At 62.9% G+C, this 15,778-nt stretch carries 10 protein-coding genes; 3 read left to right on the top strand and 7 right to left on the bottom strand.

The features are described from left to right. Positions 1-706: 706 nt before the first annotated feature. The gene (locus CHU95_RS12255; RefSeq protein WP_207762475.1) at positions 707-3,097 is read left to right on the top strand and encodes a glycoside hydrolase family 2 TIM barrel-domain containing protein; all 2,391 of its coding nucleotides are present in this window, start codon (positions 707-709) and stop codon (positions 3,095-3,097) included. On the opposite strand, the gene cysG is transcribed toward CHU95_RS12255, so the two are convergent. The 4 genes from cysG to nirB form a co-directional block, all read right to left on the bottom strand. Next, positions 3,094-4,545, bottom strand: a complete 1,452-nt coding sequence (gene cysG / locus CHU95_RS12250; protein ID WP_094456628.1) for a siroheme synthase CysG — start codon at positions 4,543-4,545, stop codon at positions 3,094-3,096. The genes CHU95_RS12255 and cysG overlap by 4 nt on opposite strands. Next, positions 4,520-7,165, bottom strand: a complete 2,646-nt coding sequence (locus CHU95_RS12245) for a nitrate reductase (RefSeq protein ID WP_094456627.1) — start codon at positions 7,163-7,165, stop codon at positions 4,520-4,522. Before CHU95_RS12245 ends, cysG begins: the two co-directional genes overlap by 26 nt. Positions 7,166-7,342: 177 nt before the next feature. Beyond that, positions 7,343-7,666, bottom strand: a complete 324-nt coding sequence (nirD, locus tag CHU95_RS12240; RefSeq protein ID WP_094456626.1) for a nitrite reductase small subunit NirD — start codon at positions 7,664-7,666, stop codon at positions 7,343-7,345. A 4-nt stretch (positions 7,667-7,670) separates the two neighbouring features. After that, positions 7,671-10,148: a nitrite reductase large subunit NirB gene (gene nirB, locus CHU95_RS12235; protein WP_094456755.1), complete on the bottom strand. Its 2,478-nt coding sequence runs from the start codon at positions 10,146-10,148 to the stop codon at positions 7,671-7,673. Between the two features lie 601 nt (positions 10,149-10,749). On the opposite strand from nirB, the gene CHU95_RS12230 reads away from it, so the two are divergent. Both CHU95_RS12230 and CHU95_RS12225 read left to right on the top strand, forming a co-directional pair. Continuing rightward, entirely contained in the window at positions 10,750-11,337 is a 588-nt protein-coding gene (locus CHU95_RS12230; RefSeq protein WP_094456625.1) for an ANTAR domain-containing response regulator, read from the top strand. 2 nt (positions 11,338-11,339) lie between these two features. Further along, positions 11,340-12,347: a CmpA/NrtA family ABC transporter substrate-binding protein gene (locus tag CHU95_RS12225; RefSeq protein ID WP_094456624.1), complete on the top strand. Its 1,008-nt coding sequence runs from the start codon at positions 11,340-11,342 to the stop codon at positions 12,345-12,347. Positions 12,348-12,446: 99 nt separating this feature from the next. Here the strand turns inward: CHU95_RS12225 and CHU95_RS12220 are convergent, their stop codons facing one another. The 3 genes from CHU95_RS12220 to CHU95_RS12210 are packed head-to-tail and all read right to left on the bottom strand — an operon-like array spanning position 12,447 to position 15,459. After that, positions 12,447-13,244 carry an ABC transporter ATP-binding protein gene (locus CHU95_RS12220; RefSeq protein ID WP_094456623.1) on the bottom strand — a complete coding sequence of 266 codons (798 nt, stop codon included), beginning with the start codon at positions 13,242-13,244 and terminating at the stop codon, positions 12,447-12,449. 12 nt (positions 13,245-13,256) lie between these two features. Beyond that, entirely contained in the window at positions 13,257-14,129 is an 873-nt protein-coding gene (gene ntrB / locus CHU95_RS12215) for a nitrate ABC transporter permease (protein WP_094456622.1), read from the bottom strand. Positions 14,130-14,148: 19 nt separating this feature from the next. After that, complete coding sequence (locus CHU95_RS12210) at positions 14,149-15,459, bottom strand: CmpA/NrtA family ABC transporter substrate-binding protein (protein ID WP_094456621.1); 1,311 nt, start codon at positions 15,457-15,459, stop codon at positions 14,149-14,151. Between the last annotated feature and the right edge of the window lie 319 nt (positions 15,460-15,778).

Here is a 15,778-nt window from a genome sequence, read left to right as displayed (position 1 = left end):
CGGTTCCTTGTGCTGGAACCTTGTCTGGATTGTTCTTTTGGCTTCCGCTCCACATGCGCGTCGGATGGACGGCATCTTTCAAACCCAGCCTGGGCCGGGGCACCGGGATCAGGAATGCTGGCGCCAGGTGTGGCGGCCTGCCTGATCCTGTCCGTAAATGCCCGGTCTCTCATGGCTGGCGGGCTTGTCCTGACTGGTCATTTTCCCGTCTCCCTCGATTTTTGACACCGGTGTCCGTCCAGACGGGACGCTTAGTGACCGGCTTTGTTTGTTTCTGATCTCATTAGTATGATTAATAATCGCGATGTAAAGAAAAAATTAATAGATCATGCACCAAATATGATCCCAGTATTTTACACATCAATGGCTGGATAATTTCAATATATGGGAACTTAAATCTAAATATTATTTATAATGCCGTAGAATAATATTTACTGATATCACCGCTACCGGCTGGTCACCGCACGGATTACCAGCATTCTCTGCAAGCCCACACCCGATCGACCGACCTCGATAAAATATGATTAATCCTAATGTCTCATATTGTGCGATGTAATGTCATATATTATGAGATGTCAAGGGGCAGTTGATGGCTGCGTGACGCGGGCCTGCTCCCGCCGGTACTGCCGGGCCCGCTCTCGCGGGGCGATCCTGCTGAAAAACAAGGCCGACAAGGAATGGGCGGCCGATATAAGGGGACAGGAATATGCACAAGGGTTTGCGTGGGTCGGTGATGGCCCTGATTCTGGCCATGGTGTTGGGCTCGGCCAGCGCTGGTGCTGGTGAATGGCGGAACTTCAATGCCGGATGGACCTTTGCCAAGGGCGATATCGCCGGGGCCGAAAGCCGCGAGGGTGCGGCGGCGGACTGGGTACAGGTGGACCTGCCGCACGATTGGGCCATCGCTGGTCCCTTTGATCGTCATGCCCCGGCGACGGGGTCGGGTGGGTTCCTGCCAACCGGTGTCGCCTGGTATCGCAAAAGTTTCACTCTTCCTGCGGAAGACCGTGGCAAGCGGGTCTTCATCGAACTTGACGGCGTCATGGAACGCGGCGGCGTCTGGATCAATGGCAGGCATGTCGGGCACCGACCCAACGGCTATTCCAGCGTCCGGTATGAGATCACCGACCATCTGAATTTTGATCGTGAGAACGTCATAGCCGTTCGGGCTGACACGTCGCATCAGCCGGCATCACGCTGGTATGCCGGTGGCGGCATTTATCGCCATGTTCGGCTGCTTTTGACCGGTGATGTGCATGTCGATGGCTGGGGCACGCGCGTATCAACATCGGCGATTACAGAGACATCCGCCGATGTGGGGGTGGAAAGCGCCATCATCAATCGCGGTAAGACCGACCGGCAGGCGCATCTGCGTGTCACCATAACCGGACCGGATGGCAAGCATGTTTCGACGAGCCAGGGCGACACGGTGACCCTGCCGGCCGGGCGGGCCATGAAACTGTCGGCGCAAGCCCGCATTACCGACCCCGTCCGCTGGGACATCGGTCAGGGCAACCTCTACAAGGCGCAACTTCAGATCATCGGCGATGATGGGAGTATCTTGGAAACCGACAGCGCGCATTTTGGTGTGCGGGAGATGGTGTTTAAGGCCGATAGCGGCTTTTGGATTAATGGCCGCAATGTGAAGCTGAAGGGTGTGGCCATCCATGCCGATGGCGGCGCCTTTGGCATGGCGGTGCCGCTGTCCTTCTATGAACGCAGGCTGCGCGGGATGATGGCATTGGGCGTCAATGCGATACGCACGGCCCATCACCCGTTTGGTCCGGAATTCCTGGACCTGTGCGACCGCTTGGGCCTCGTGGTCATGAATGAAGCGTTCGATATGTGGACGGTGGCGAAGAACCCGCAAGATTACCATCTGTTCTTCACCGACTGGTCATCATTGGACGCACGCGACTTTGTGAAGCGGGATCGAAACCATCCTTCCGTGGCCATCTGGTCCATCGGCAATGAAATTCACGATACGCCCTATCCCGTGGTCGCGAAGTCGATCATCGAACGGCTGAAGGCCATTTTCCATGCGGAGGACCCGACGCGCCCCGTGACCATGGCCTTGTTCCGGCCCAACACCACGGGCGACTACAAGAACGGTCTGGCCGATCTTCTCGATGTCGTGGGGCAGAACTACCGCGAAAGGGAACTGATCCAGGCGCATCAGGACAAGCCATCGCGCCTGATCATCGGTACGGAGAATTCCAAGAACCGGGCATCTTGGCTGGCCGTGCGTGATTATGCGCCCTATGCCGGCATGTTCTTGTGGACGGGTGCCGATTACCTCGGGGAGGCGGACCGCGCCGGGTGGCCCTTCATTTCCAATCCGTCCGGTTTGGTGGACCGCACCGACATGGTGAAGCCGATCGGGTGGGAACGGGCCTCCTGGTGGTCTGAAACACCGGTGGTCCGGTTGGGCCGGCGGGTGACGGAACAGGTCGACACATCCGAACTGCCCACCATGGTGGGCGTTGCCATGCCGCAGCCCAAGGGACCCGGTGTGCTGGAAGACTGGACCCCAGCGCAGCAGACGGGACAGTTGGAGAAGGTGGAGGTGGTGGCCAATACGCCGACGGTCGAACTGTTCTTGAATGGCAGCTCGCTGGGCCGCAAGCCGCGTAATGCCGATGACAGTGCTATCCGTTTTGACGTGCCGTTTGCGCCGGGCAGCCTGCGCGCCGTTGGTTATGACACAGGCGGGCGCAAGGTGGCGGAACATGAATTGCGCACTGCGGGTCCCGCCATGTCGGTCAAGCTGGTGGCCGAGCAGTCCCGTTTGACGCCCGGCTTCGACCATGTTGGGTTCATTCGGGTTGAAGTGGTGGATGCCAAGGGTATCCGCGTCCCCGACGCTGCCCATGCATTGTCGGTAACCGTGGACGGGCCGGGCGTGCTGGCGGCCTTCGATAATGGCTCGCCCACCGACCACACCCCCTTCAGTGCCGCTCGGCGTCAGGCCTGGAACGGGCGGGCGCTGGTGATGGTGCGGGCATCGGAAACCCAGGGTAAGATCAAGGTGACCGTGACTGGAGACGGATTGAAACCCGCCACAGCCACGATCACGGCGGGTCCATCATCCCTCTAGGCTGCACTGACCTGCACCATTTTGTCCATGGCCCAGCCCGGTGCAAGCGCCACCGCATCCCCCACGAGGATCAGCGATGGCGCTGCCGGGTTGGTCAAGGCCGGGGCGCCGGGTAGGGCGGCGATGGGGGCGAACCTCACCTCTGCATCCGGGCGACAGGCATTGGCGATCAGGGCGGCGGGCGTGTCCGGCGGCAGGCCTGCCTTGATCAGACTATCGGCGATATCACCCAGCCGGTCGCGGCCCATGTACAACGCCAGTGTCGTGCCGGGATCGGCCAGTTTGGTCCAGTCGATGGCGTCGGTTTCTCCTGATGTGCGGCAATGGGCCGTCACGACGCGCATCGACCGCGCCACACCACGATGGGTCAGCGGCAGGCCTAGCTGTGCCGCTGCCCCCATGGCTGCCGTGATGCCGGGGATCACCGTTACGGCCACGCCATGACCGCGCAGGAACTCCGCTTCTTCGCCTGCGCGGCCAAAGATGAACGGGTCTCCACCCTTCAGCCGCACCACGCGCAGGCCCTTCCTGGCGCAGGTGGCCATCAGGCGGTTGGTGAATTCCTGCGGGACAGAGCGACAGCCCGCGCGCTTGCCCACCGATACCAGTCGCGTTTCCCGCCGTGCCAGGGCCAGGATGCTGTCGGGCACCAGCGCATCATGCAGGATGATATCGGCGGACCCGATGGCGCGGGCTGCGCTGACCGTCAGCAGGCCTGGATCACCGGGGCCAGCCCCGACGAGCGTGACCGACCCGCCCTCATCCCGTCCGCCGGCGATGAAGCGCGATAGGCTGGCCACGATCTCTTCGACCGCCCTGTCCTCGTCCATCGCCATCAGTCGGTCGGCCAGATCGCCGGACAGGACGCGATCCCAGAAACGTTGCCGGTCGCGGGGGATGGACAGGGACTGGCGCACACTGGCTCGTGCCCGCTGTGCGGCCCGCGCCAAGCTGGCGTAACCAGCAGGGATCGCCGCTTCCAATCGCTGCCGGATGTTGCGAGACAGAGCCGGGGCACCGCCACTCGTCGACACGGCCACCACCACCGGCGACCGGTCCAGAATGGCCGGCACCGTGAAATCGCACTGTTCTGGCACATCCACGACATTGACCAGCACATTGCGGGTAAAGGCAGCACAGCGGATACGGTCGGTCAGGTCGGGATCACCCGATCCGTCTATGGCGATGACCACCCCGTCCAGAAGTTCCGGCCGGAATTCCGTCTCCCGTCGCTGGATCACCCCGCTTTCCAGCAAGTCAAGCATCTCTTCGCCCACTGTGGCGGCCAGCAGCAGGATATCAGCCCCAGCGCGGGCCAGCAGGCGGGCCTTGGACGCTGCCGCATCGCCGCCACCGGCCACCAATACGGGCCGCCCCCGCAGATCCAGGAAGATGGGGAACGAGGGCATGGGGCTTGCCGGATCAGGCCGCGACGACAGGTGCAGCATGGCGCAGAATCTCCTTGATCTCGGGAAGGCAGGAACCGCAGCCAGTCCCAGCCCCCGTCAGGTTGCCGATATCCGCAACCGAACAGGCTGGGCGTGAACGCACAGCGACGGTAATCTTGGTGCGACCCACCCCATGGCAGGAGCAGACGAGGGGGCCATCATCCATTGCCTCTGTTTCCGGCGCACGACCCGCCAGAAGGCGGGCGCGGTCCAGTGGTGTCAGGGTGGACTTGGCGAACAGGCTGGACAGCCAGTCGCGTGAAATATCCGGCCGTTCTGGGGCCAGGAACAGGGCTGCGATCAGCTTGCCTTCCTTCACCCAGGCGCGGCGCGTGATGTCCCTTGCGGGGTCGGTGAAGTCCAGAATCTCGCAATCCGTCAGGCCGGACAGGACGGGGGGCGCATCGCCAGCCAGTTCATAAATCCGGCAGGTGCCCACCTCCTGACGCACCCAATAGGGAATGGCGGACAGGTCGTGAGGGCGTGTGGTGAAGAACAGGCCGGCCCAGGCGGTGACGAACCGTTCCACCCGCACGGGGATATGCTTGCTTTCCGGCTGTCCTGACACCGGGTCGGTGTGGGGCGCGATCAAGCGACCGATGGCCCCCTTGGCCGACAGCGTGTCGGACCAGTGCATGGGGATGAAAACCTGACCGGGGCGCTGCGCCTCGGTGATCGCCACACGCAAGACCGCCTCGCCCTGCAAACTGATCACCCGGCCCAGGTCGCCATCCAGAAGGTCGGCGGCCTGCGCGTCGGTCGGGTGGATTTCCAGCAGCGGTTCAGGCCGGTGGGCCGACAGCCGCGCCGACAGGCCCGTGCGCGTCATCGTGTGCCATTGGTCGCGATACCGTCCGGTATTGGCGATCAGAGGGAAGCGCAGGGAGGCGCGTTCGACCGGCGGGATGTGGCGCACAGGGCACATACGGGCACGGCCATTGCCATGGGTGAAACGGCCATCGTCATACATCCGCTCTGTCCCACGCTTGGCCCCCGCGGGCATGGGCCATTGGAAGGGTTGCATGGCGGCATAATCGGCCTCGCGCTTGCGGCCCCAGGCGGCGATGTCGAAGGCGCGCAGCCCATCATTCTCAAAGCCGGAAAGGACCGCATGTTCCCGGAAAACCTCGCCTGGCGTGCGCCAGGCGAAGGCCGGGCCGTGACCCATGGCGGCGGCAACCTTGGCCATGATCCACCAATCGGCCTTGGCCTCTCCCGGCGCCTCGCGGAAGGGGCGCTGACGGGAAATGCGGCGTTCGGAATTGGTGACAGTGCCGTCCTTTTCGCCCCAGCCCAATGCGGGCAGGCGGATATGGGCGTAATCCAGGCTGTCGGTAGTGCCGACAATGTCGGAAACGATGACCGTGGGGCAGAGGCGCAGGGCCTCCCGTACCAGGTCCGCCTCGGGCAGGCTGACCGCCGGGTTGGTGGCCATGATCCACAGGGCCTTGATGCGGCCTTCGCGGATGGCGCGGAACATGTCCACAGCCTTCAGACCCTGGCCGCCCTTCAGCGCCGGGGCGTTCCAGAACCGGCGCAACCGATCCACATCCGCCGGGTCATCGGGGTTCATGTGGGCCGCCAACTGGTTGGCCAGCCCGCCCACCTCCCGCCCGCCCATGGCATTGGGTTGTCCTGTCACGGAGAAGGGGCTGGAACCCGGCTTGCCCACCCGGCCTGTGGCCAGATGGCAATTGATGATGGCGTTCACCTTGTCGGTTCCGCGCGAAGACTGGTTCACCCCCTGGCTGAAGACGGTGACGGTGCGCGGGGTGTTGGTGAACCAGTCATAGAAGGTGGCAACATCGGCCGGGTCCAGGCCACAGGTGGCCGCCACATCGCCCGCATCCTCCCGCGCGGCCTCGAGCGCCGGCTCAAGCCCCGTGACATGATGCCGGACATAATCGCGGTCGATGGCCCCAGCCTGATCCAGATGCGCCAGCAAGCCATTGAACAGGGCCACGTCGCTGCCAGGATTCAGGGCCAGATGCAGGTCGGCCAGGTCGGAACTCGCGGTGCCACGCGGGTCGATCAGGACAACGCGGGTACCCCGGTCGCGCTTGGCGCTGCGCAACCGCTGGGCCAGTACGGGGTGACACCAGGCGAGGTTGGAACCGACCAGGATCACCAGATCGGCAATCTCCAGATCCTCATAACAGCCCGGCACCACATCCGCCCCGAAGGCGCGTTTATGCCCGGCCACGGTGGAGGCCATGCAGAGCCGGGAATTGGTGTCGATATGGGGGCTGCCGATGAAACCCTTCAGCAGCTTGTTGGCCACATAATAATCCTCCGTTAGCAACTGGCCGGAGACATAAAAGGCGATGGCGTCAGGGCCATGTTCGGCCAGGGTCTCCGACAGCCGCCCCGCCACCTCGGCAATGGCCTTGTCCCAACTGACCCGCTGCCCCGCCACTTCCGGATACAGCAGACGGACATCGCCTGATGCTTCCGCCGTAACGGTGTCGATCAGGGCGGCACCTTTCGAACAGAGGCGGCCCTGATTGGCCGGGTGATCGGGATCGCCGCCCACCACCCAGCCATCCCGCGCCCGGCTGACAATCAGCCCGCAGCCAACGCCGCAATAGGGGCAGGTGGTACGGATGTCGGTGGTGGACATGGGGTACTCCGGTTATCCCCTCTCACTGCGCTTTTCGCCTCCCCGGCGAAGGCCGGGGCCCAGGGGCCACCAGCACTACGGCCGGGTTTGCGTCGTCGAAGAGGAGGAGCGGTCGGGCTTTTGGCCCCTGGGCCCCGGCCTTCGCCGGGGAGGCGATAAAAAGGAAATGAAGGGGAACTAAGCCACCAACCCCAGCTCCACCCGCCCATCGACCAGCCGTGCGGGGATACGCCCCGTGCAGCCTTCGTCTGGGCCCTTGGCAAAGCCTGTGGCCAGATCAATGACCCAGTTATGCAGCGGGCAGGTCACGGCATGGCCATGCACGATGCCTTCCGACAGCGGTCCCTTTTTGTGCGGGCATTCATCACGCAGGGCGAAGACCTGATCATCGATGGTGCGGAAGACCGCGATGCGGCCTTCCCGATGGTCCACGCGGCGCGCGCCCTGGACGGGAATGTCCGTCAGCGGGCCGATATCCTTCCATTCAAGCGGGCGGTGCATGGCCTTACTCCACGGTGGCAAGCGTTTGGAAATCACGGGCAGCGGGGGCGCCAGGTGCCCGTTCGGCCCAGGGATCGACCTGCGCATGGCGCTGGCTGGCCAGGAAGCGGGCATGCAGGGCACGGCGGTTTTCGGCATCATCCACCACGCGGGCCTTGACGAAATCCAGGCCCACCCGTTCGATCCAGGGGGCTGTGCGCTCCAGGTAATGCGCCTCTTCGCGGTAAAGCTGCATGAAGGCGCCGCAATATTCCTGCACCTCTTCTTCGGTCGTGACCTTGGTCAGAAGGTCGGTGCCGCGCAGCTTGATGCCACCATTGCCGCCGACCAGCAGGTCGAAGCCGCCATCGGTGGCGATGACGCCGAAATCCTTGATGGTGGCCTCCGCACAGTTCCGCGGACAGCCGGACACGGCCATCTTGAACTTGTGCGGCGTCCAGGAGCCCCAGGTCATCCTTTCCAGATTGACCCCGACCTCCATGGATTTCTGTGTACCGAAGCGGCACCATTCCGATCCGACACAGGTCTTTACCGTGCGCAGCGCCTTGCCATAGGCATGGCCCGACACCATGCCGGCGGCATTCAGGTCGGACCAGACGGCAGGCAGATCCTCTTTCTTCACACCCAGAAGGTCGATGCGCTGTCCGCCCGTGACCTTAACGGTGGGGATGTCAAACTTGTCGACCACATCGGCGATGGCGCGCAGTTCCTTGGCGTTGGTCAGCCCGCCCCACATGCGTGGGACCACCGAATAGGTGCCGTCCTTCTGAATGTTGGCGTGAACCCGCTCGTTCACGAACCGGCTGGCGCCGTGATCGACATACTCACCGGGCCAGGTGGCCAACAGGTAATAATTCAGCGCCGGGCGGCAAGTGTGGCAGCCGTCGGGCGTCTTCCACTCCAGGGCCTGCATGACGGCAGGGATCGACTTCAGGTTCTGAACCCGGATCAGGCGGCGGATCGTGTCATGGTCATGGTCGCTGCATTTGCAGATCGGCTTGACGCCGGCCGCCTCATACTCCCCACCCAGGGCATGCGCCAACAGCCCTTCGACCAGACCGGTGCAGGACCCGCAGGATGCCGATGCCTTGGTGGTCGCCTTGACCTGATCCAGGCTGGTCAGGCCCTTCTCGGTGATGGCCTTGACGATGGTGCCCTTGCAGACGCCGTTGCAGCCGCAGATTTCCGCCGTATCAGGCAGCGCCGCAACGGCGGCGGTAGGGTTTGCAGCACCGCCTTCCTTGGCCGCAAATCCCTGCCCAAAGATCAAGGTGTCGCGCAGACCCGACACATCTTCGCCTGCCTTCAAAAGCTGGAAATACCAGGCCCCATCGGCGGTATCGCCATACAGGACGGCCCCCTTGATGCGGCCATCCTGCAACACGATGCGCTTATAGACGCCGCGACCGGCATCGCGGAACACGATGTCTTCCGTGCCCGGCCCGCCGCTGAAATCACCGGCGGAGAACACGTCGACGCCGGTCACTTTCAGCTTGGTCGATGTGACGGAGCCGGGATAGCCCGCCGCCTGTTTGCCGGCCAGATGGTCAGCCAGGACCTTGGCCATCTCGAACAGGGGCTGCACCAGCCCGTAGCAGGCTCCGCGATGCTGCACGCATTCACCGACGGCACTGATGGCGGGATCGTTGGTCACCATATGATCATCGACCAGGATGCCGCGCCCGACCTCCAAACCTGCCGCCGCCGCCAGCCGCGTGTCGGGCCGGATACCGACGGCCATCACCACAAGATCGGCCTTCAATTCCCGCCCATCCTTCAGCGCCACGCCCGTGACATGGGTGTCACCCTGGATAGCGGCAGTATCGGCACTGGTCAGGACCGTCAGGCCCCGACGCTCCAGCTCCTTAGCCAGCAGATGCCCGGCGGATGCATCCAACTGCCGTTCCATCAGGTGGCCTGCCAGATGCAGGACAGTGACCTCCATCCCGCGCGCCTTCAGGCCCACGGCGGCTTCCAGACCCAGCAGACCGCCGCCAATCACGACGGCATGTCCGCCCTTGGCACTGGCACTGAGCATGGTGTCGACATCATCCACATCGCGAAAAGTTACAACGCCCGGCAGCCGGGCGCCCGGAATGGGGATGACGATGGGCATGGAACCGGTGGCGATCAGCAGCCGGTCATAGGGGACGGACAGGCCAGATTTGGTGATGACGACCTGGTCGTCGCGGTCAATCTGCTCCACCGGGTCGCCGGCATGCAGCTTGATCTGGTTGATCAGATACCAGTCCAGATCGTTGATCACGATCTGATCGAAACTCTTTTCCCCCGACAACAGGGGCGACAGCATGATGCGGTTATAGTTCACGCGCGGTTCGGCGCCGAACACGGTAATGTCGTAAAGATCGGGGGCGCGTTCCAGCAGCTCTTCTACGGCGCGGATGCCGGCCATGCCATTGCCGATCACGACCAGCCGGGGGCGTGAGGCGGTGGTGGCCGGGGAGGCGGAGAGGGGGGTCATGTCTGGCTCCATCCATCGCTTGCGCAAAAAATGCGCAATAAAAAAGGCGCCCGACCGTGCTTCGTCCCCCATCAGGGGACAATTACACGTTCGGACGCCATTATCCGGTGGGGCCCGGCCTTGGACCCCTCTATCTGCCCCCCCGTTGGGAAGGGCCGTCGCAACGCCACATCGCCTTGCGCCGCTGTTTCTTTTGCGAATGGCGTGCCAAGGCAGCAACTTGTTGAAATCGCTGGATTCTGGGACCGTACGGTCGATCTGCCGGGCCGTCGCCTTGCTGCAAATTCAGGCAGCATGCAAGCGATGATGCTTTTTTGTGCAGTTGTGAAACCGCTGGATTGTGCAAAGGCCCGGAATCCCGCGCCTGCCTGCGCTGGCACAACCATTGCTGAACGATACCTGTCCCGCGGTTGGGACATTCGATCGTCCAACGGCGGACGACCAGGCCGGGCTGGGGTGCGTCCCCGCCGCGACTATGGGCCGCCGACCGATCCCCGGCAGGCGGCCCGCATATGACAGGGCAGCACAGCGATGGTTTCGTCCCCAATGGTCCAATACACACACCCGACGCTGGCTGTCTGCGCCATGGCGGGGTGACGGTATGGCCAATCCAGAGCCCAACATCCTGATCATTGACGGCAATCCCGACCGCGCTGCCGTGGTGGAACGGGGGTTGGTGGAATCCGGCTGGGTAAGGGTCAGTACGATCGGCCCCTCCGTCAATCTCCTGGCCCGCATCCAGGCGTTGGCGCCGGATGTGATCATCATCGATCTGGAAAATCCCGACCGCGATACGTTGGAACAGATGTTCCAGGTCAGCCGTGTGGTGCAGCGGCCCATCGCCATGTTCGTGGATCAAAGCGACAGCCAGATGATCCATGCCGCGATTGAGGCCGGGGTCAGCGCCTATGTCGTCGATGGGCTGCGCCAGGACCGGATCAAGCCCATCGTGGAAACGGCCATCACCCGCTTCAACGCCTTTGACCGGCTGCGTCGCGAACGGGACGAGGCGCAATCCAAATTGCAGGATCGCAAACAGGTGGAGAAGGCCAAGGGGCTTTTGATGAAGCATCGCGGCCTGCCGGAGGAGGATGCTTACAACCTCATGCGGCGCACTGCCATGAAACAGAACCGCAAACTATCCGACATCGCGCAGAGCGTGATCACCGCCTTCGAGATGGAGATTTGAGAATGGTCGAGATCGTCAAGCTGGGCTTCGCGCCCCTGGTGGATTGCGCCATTCCGGTCGTTGCGGCGGAAAAGGGCTTTGCTGCGGCGGAAGGCATTGATCTGGTGGTTGAACGCGCACCTTCCTGGGCGGCGCTGCGTGACAGGTTGGCCTTCGGGCGGGTGGATGGCGCCCATATCCTGGCGCCACTGGCCCTGGCCATCCATCAGGGGATTGCCGGCGTTCCGGCCACGGCTTTGCGGGTGCCTGTATCGTTGGGCTTGGGCAACAATGCTGTGACCGTGTCGCTTGACCTGTATGAACGCATGGTTCTGGTGGCGCCGGAAGTTATGGCGGGGCCGCCGGCTCTTCGGGCGCGTGCTCTGCGCCCGATCATTGATGCCGACCGTGCCGCAGGCAAGCCACTTCTCTCCTTCGTGACCGTCTTCCATTTCTCCTGCCACCATTACGAGCTGCTGAAATGGCTCGCTGATGGCGGTGTCGATGGCCGGTCGGAAGTGAATATTGGCGTGATCGCCCCGCCGCGTATGGTGGAAAGTCTGGCGGCGGGCTGGATCGACGGCTATTGCGCGGGTGAACCGTGGAACCAGCGGGCCGTGCAACGCGGCATTGGCAAGGTTGTGGTGACTAAGGCCGATATCCGTCCTGATGGGTTGGAGAAGGTGCTTGGCCTGCGTGCCGATTGGGCAGAGGAGCATCCGGCCCAGGTCGCAGCGCTGATCCGTGCGGTCGTGAAGGCTGCTGACTGGAGCTGCGATCCCGCAAACCGCGCGGAACTGGCTCGGCTGCTGGCAGAGGCTCAGTATGTCGGCCTTGCTGCCGACCTGATCGAACTGACCTTGCAAGGCGCCATTCCTGCGCCGGACCGCAACCGTCCTGACCGGGCGGATGCGCTGCGGCTGTTATCGGAAATGGCCGCTGCCGGACAGTTGGACCTGTCAGACGCCGATCGTATCCGGCTGGCAAATGCCGTGTGGCGTCCCGACCTTTATCAGGAGGCCATGGGCTGATCGCCGGCTGATCGCCGTTTGTGGCCCCGGCGCAGATGACAAAAAAGGGGGGGAAGGGAACCGTGATCCCTTCCCCCCCTTTCATCGGCTGGTGTTGATTTATGCGGCTTCGGGCTTGGCGTGCCTTTCGTACAGGAACCGCAGCACGCTGGCCCGGTAGCCGACATACCGTGCATCGTCGGACAGGTCCAGCCGGCGGCGCGGACGGGGCAGGTCGACGGTCAGGACCTCACCAATGGTGGCCGACGGCCCGTTGGTCATCATCACGATCCGGTCGGAGAGCAGCACAGCCTCGTCCACATCATGGGTGATCATGATCACCGTGCTGTTCAGCCGGGCCTGAATCTCCATCACCGTGTCCTGAAGATGGGCGCGGGTCAGAGCATCCAGCGCCCCGAACGGCTCATCCATCAGCAGGACCTTCGGTTCCATGGAAAGGGCACGGGCAATGCCAACGCGTTGTTTCATGCCACCTGACAACTCGTCCGGGCGCTTGTCCACGGCATGGTCCATATGGACCAGCCGCAGATTATGCAAGGTCCAGTCATGGCGCTCACTGGCGCTTTTGCTGGCGCCGAACACCTTGTCCACGGCCAGCCGCACATTCTGGTACGCGGTCAGCCACGGCAGCAGTGAATGGTTCTGGAACACCACAGCCCGGTCGGGGCCGGGGCTGTTGACCTCCTGCCCATCCAGAATGACCCCGCCGGTTGTGCAGCGCGTCAGCCCCGCCACAATGTTCAGCAAGGTGGATTTTCCGCAACCAGAATGGCCGATGATGGAGACGAACTGTCCCCGGTCGATACCGAGATTGACATCGGTGACGGCATGGAAGGTGCGCCCGGCTACCGTGAAATCCATGCCGACATTTTCCAGCGAGAGATAGGGATGGGTCATGGCATGCTCTCCTTATCCGACCTTGCGACCCGCGACGCGGTTGCCGATGACCGTGATGACACGGTCGAGGATGAAGCCGACCAACCCGACATAGACCAGCGCCAGGATGATCTCGCTCATCAGCGAACTGTTCCAGGCATCCCAGATGAAAAAGCCGATACCCACCCCACCGATCAGCATTTCAGCCGCCACAATGGCCAGCCAGGACAGGCCGATGCCGATCTTCAGGCCGGTGAAAATAAACGGCACGGAGGAAGGCAGCATGATGCGGAAGAAAAACTCCAGCGGCGACAGGCGCAGGACACGGGCCACGTTACGGTAATCTTGCGGGATTTGCCGTACGCCAACGGCGGTGTTCAGGATGATGGGCCAGATCGACGTGATGAAGATCACAAAGATCGCCGACGGGTCCGCCTGTCGGAAGGCAGCCAGGGAAATGGGCAGCCAGGCCAGCGGCGGTACCGTGCGCAGCACCTGGAAAATCGGGTCCAGCCCACGATAGGCCAGGCTGGATTGGCCGATCAGCACGCCCAGCGCGATGCCGGTGATGGCCGACAGCGTAAAGCCGATGGCGACCCGCTCCAGGCTGGCCGCCAAGTGCCAGAACAGACCCTTGTCCACACCCCCATTATCGAAGAACGGATTGATGATCAGTTCCCAGGTCTCACTGACCACGCGGGAGGGCGGCGGCAGGGAAGAGCCTGCTCCCCGGCAGGCCAGTTCCCAGATCCCCAGCAGCGTGACCAGCGCCACAATCAGGGGCAAAAGATCAAACAGTTTGGAACGCGCCCGGTCCAGGGTCGTGTGCAGGGTGGCGGCCAGGGCAGAAAGCCCGCCACCCCCCTGCACACGACCGACGGCACTATTCTCGCTGATCGTCGACATGTTGTTTTCCTCCCTCAACTCAGGCAATACGCTTGATGTCGTGCGACGCGAGATAGGCCGCCGGGTTGGCGGGATCGAATGCGCGGCCATCGAAGAATTTTTCGATACCGCGTGAGGTGTCGGTGGGCAGGTCCGTAGCACCGGCTACTTTGGCCGCTTCCCGCCACAGATCCTGGCGGTTGACCTTACCGATCAGACCCTTGGTGTCCAGATCAGCCGGCAGGTAGCCCCAGCGCTGATCCTCTGTCAGGAACCAGAGATCGTGGCTCTGGAACGGGTAGGAGGCATGATCGGACCAGAATTTCATGATCTCCGGGCTGTTCTTCACAATACGCCCGTCACCGTAATCAATGGTGCCCGTGGCGCGGCCCAGAATATCCTCGACCGGCACCTTGAACCATTCACGGCCGGAAACGATCTGGCACATCTCCGCCTTGTTCTCGGGCTTGTCGCACCAGATCTGGGCCTCGATCACGGCGGCGAGCAGGGCCTTGGCGGCATTGGGATTTTTCTCCACCCAGTCGGCGCGCATGCCGAGGCTCTTTTCCGGATGGTCATGCCACAGTTCCCCGGTCGTCAGCGCCGTAAAGCCGATGCCCTGGTTCACCAACTGGGCATTCCAGGGTTCGCCCACACAGAAGGCTTCCATCGTGTCGACCTTCATATTGGCCACCATTTGCGGCGGTGGCACCACAATGGTGGAGACGTCCTTGTCTGGGTCGATGCCGTTGGATGCCAGCCAGTAACGCATCCACAGATCATGCGTGCCACCGGGGAAGGTGACGGCGCATTTGACATCCTTGCCCTCGGCCTTCTGCTTGGCGAAGGCTTCCTTCAGGCCTTTGGCCTTGGTTGTGATGCCCAGGTCCTTGTAACGGGCACCCACGGAAATGGCCTGCCCGTTGGTGTTGAGCCGCGCCAGAATGGCCATCGGCAGCGGCTGGTTGTTCTTGGTCACCTTGCCAGTGGTCATCAGGTAAGGCATGGGCGTCAGGATATGGGCACCGTCAATGCCGCCAGCCGCCGATCCCAGTTCCAGATTGTCGCGGGTGGTGCCCCAACTGGCCTGTTTCACGACATTGACGTCGGGCATGCCATATTTGGCAAACAGCCCCTTCACCTTGGCCACGATCAACGGCGCGCTGTCGGTCAGGGCGATGAAGCCAAGCGTGGCGCCCGTCACTTCGGGTGCTGCCGCGGCCCAGGCGCCGCCGGCTGGTAGGGCGCTGCGGGCTGCCGTCAGGATAGCGGCTGCCCCAGCGGCCTTCGCGGTCTGGGTCAGAAGCGAACGGCGGGTCAGGCCGGCGGAAGATTTGTCGGTCTGGCTCATGATACGCGGGCTCCCTGTTTCCGGCCATGCGGCCAGGCTGAAAATAAAAAAGGCGCTCCGACGACATCCAGGGGCAGGAAAGGCCCGTGCGTGTCATCGGAGCGCCATTGCTCCAGGCGATCCCAGCGTCGGAACCGCAATTTCGGCACCGCGGCCCCTGACCGTTACCGGTCGGGAGAAAAGGCATCGTCACCTTCATGCCGCGAGTGCGAGGACGTATTAGCGAGAATTGTGCCAAGTGCCGCCGGCACGAAAATCAATCGGATAATTGTTGTTTATCAATCCTTTGGTGGATTGATTTGCATCGGGTGTGATGTGC

It is taken from the genome of Niveispirillum lacus, from assembly GCF_002251795.1.
GTDB lineage: Bacteria > Pseudomonadota > Alphaproteobacteria > Azospirillales > Azospirillaceae > Niveispirillum > Niveispirillum lacus.
The sequence above is the reverse complement of the archived record's forward strand: the minus strand, read 5'-3'. Positions and strand labels throughout refer to the sequence as shown.

What these genes read in the sequence shown, in the direction of transcription:
- CHU95_RS12220 (WP_094456623.1), bottom strand. Translation starts at nt 13,244, where the DNA reads ATGACCCATCCCTATCTCTCGCTGGAAAATGTCGGCATGGATTTCACG.
- nirB (WP_094456755.1), bottom strand. Translation starts at nt 10,148, where the DNA reads ATGACCCCCCTCTCCGCCTCCCCGGCCACCACCGCCTCACGCCCCCGG.
- CHU95_RS12210 (WP_094456621.1), bottom strand. Translation starts at nt 15,459, where the DNA reads ATGAGCCAGACCGACAAATCTTCCGCCGGCCTGACCCGCCGTTCGCTT.
- nirD (WP_094456626.1), bottom strand. Translation starts at nt 7,666, where the DNA reads ATGCACCGCCCGCTTGAATGGAAGGATATCGGCCCGCTGACGGACATT.
- CHU95_RS12225 (WP_094456624.1), top strand. Translation starts at nt 11,340, where the DNA reads ATGGTCGAGATCGTCAAGCTGGGCTTCGCGCCCCTGGTGGATTGCGCC.
- cysG (WP_094456628.1), bottom strand. Translation starts at nt 4,545, where the DNA reads ATGCTGCACCTGTCGTCGCGGCCTGATCCGGCAAGCCCCATGCCCTCG.
- CHU95_RS12245 (WP_094456627.1), bottom strand. Translation starts at nt 7,165, where the DNA reads ATGTCCACCACCGACATCCGTACCACCTGCCCCTATTGCGGCGTTGGC.
- CHU95_RS12230 (WP_094456625.1), top strand. Translation starts at nt 10,750, where the DNA reads ATGGCCAATCCAGAGCCCAACATCCTGATCATTGACGGCAATCCCGAC.
- ntrB (WP_094456622.1), bottom strand. Translation starts at nt 14,129, where the DNA reads ATGTCGACGATCAGCGAGAATAGTGCCGTCGGTCGTGTGCAGGGGGGT.
- CHU95_RS12255 (WP_207762475.1), top strand. Translation starts at nt 707, where the DNA reads ATGCACAAGGGTTTGCGTGGGTCGGTGATGGCCCTGATTCTGGCCATG.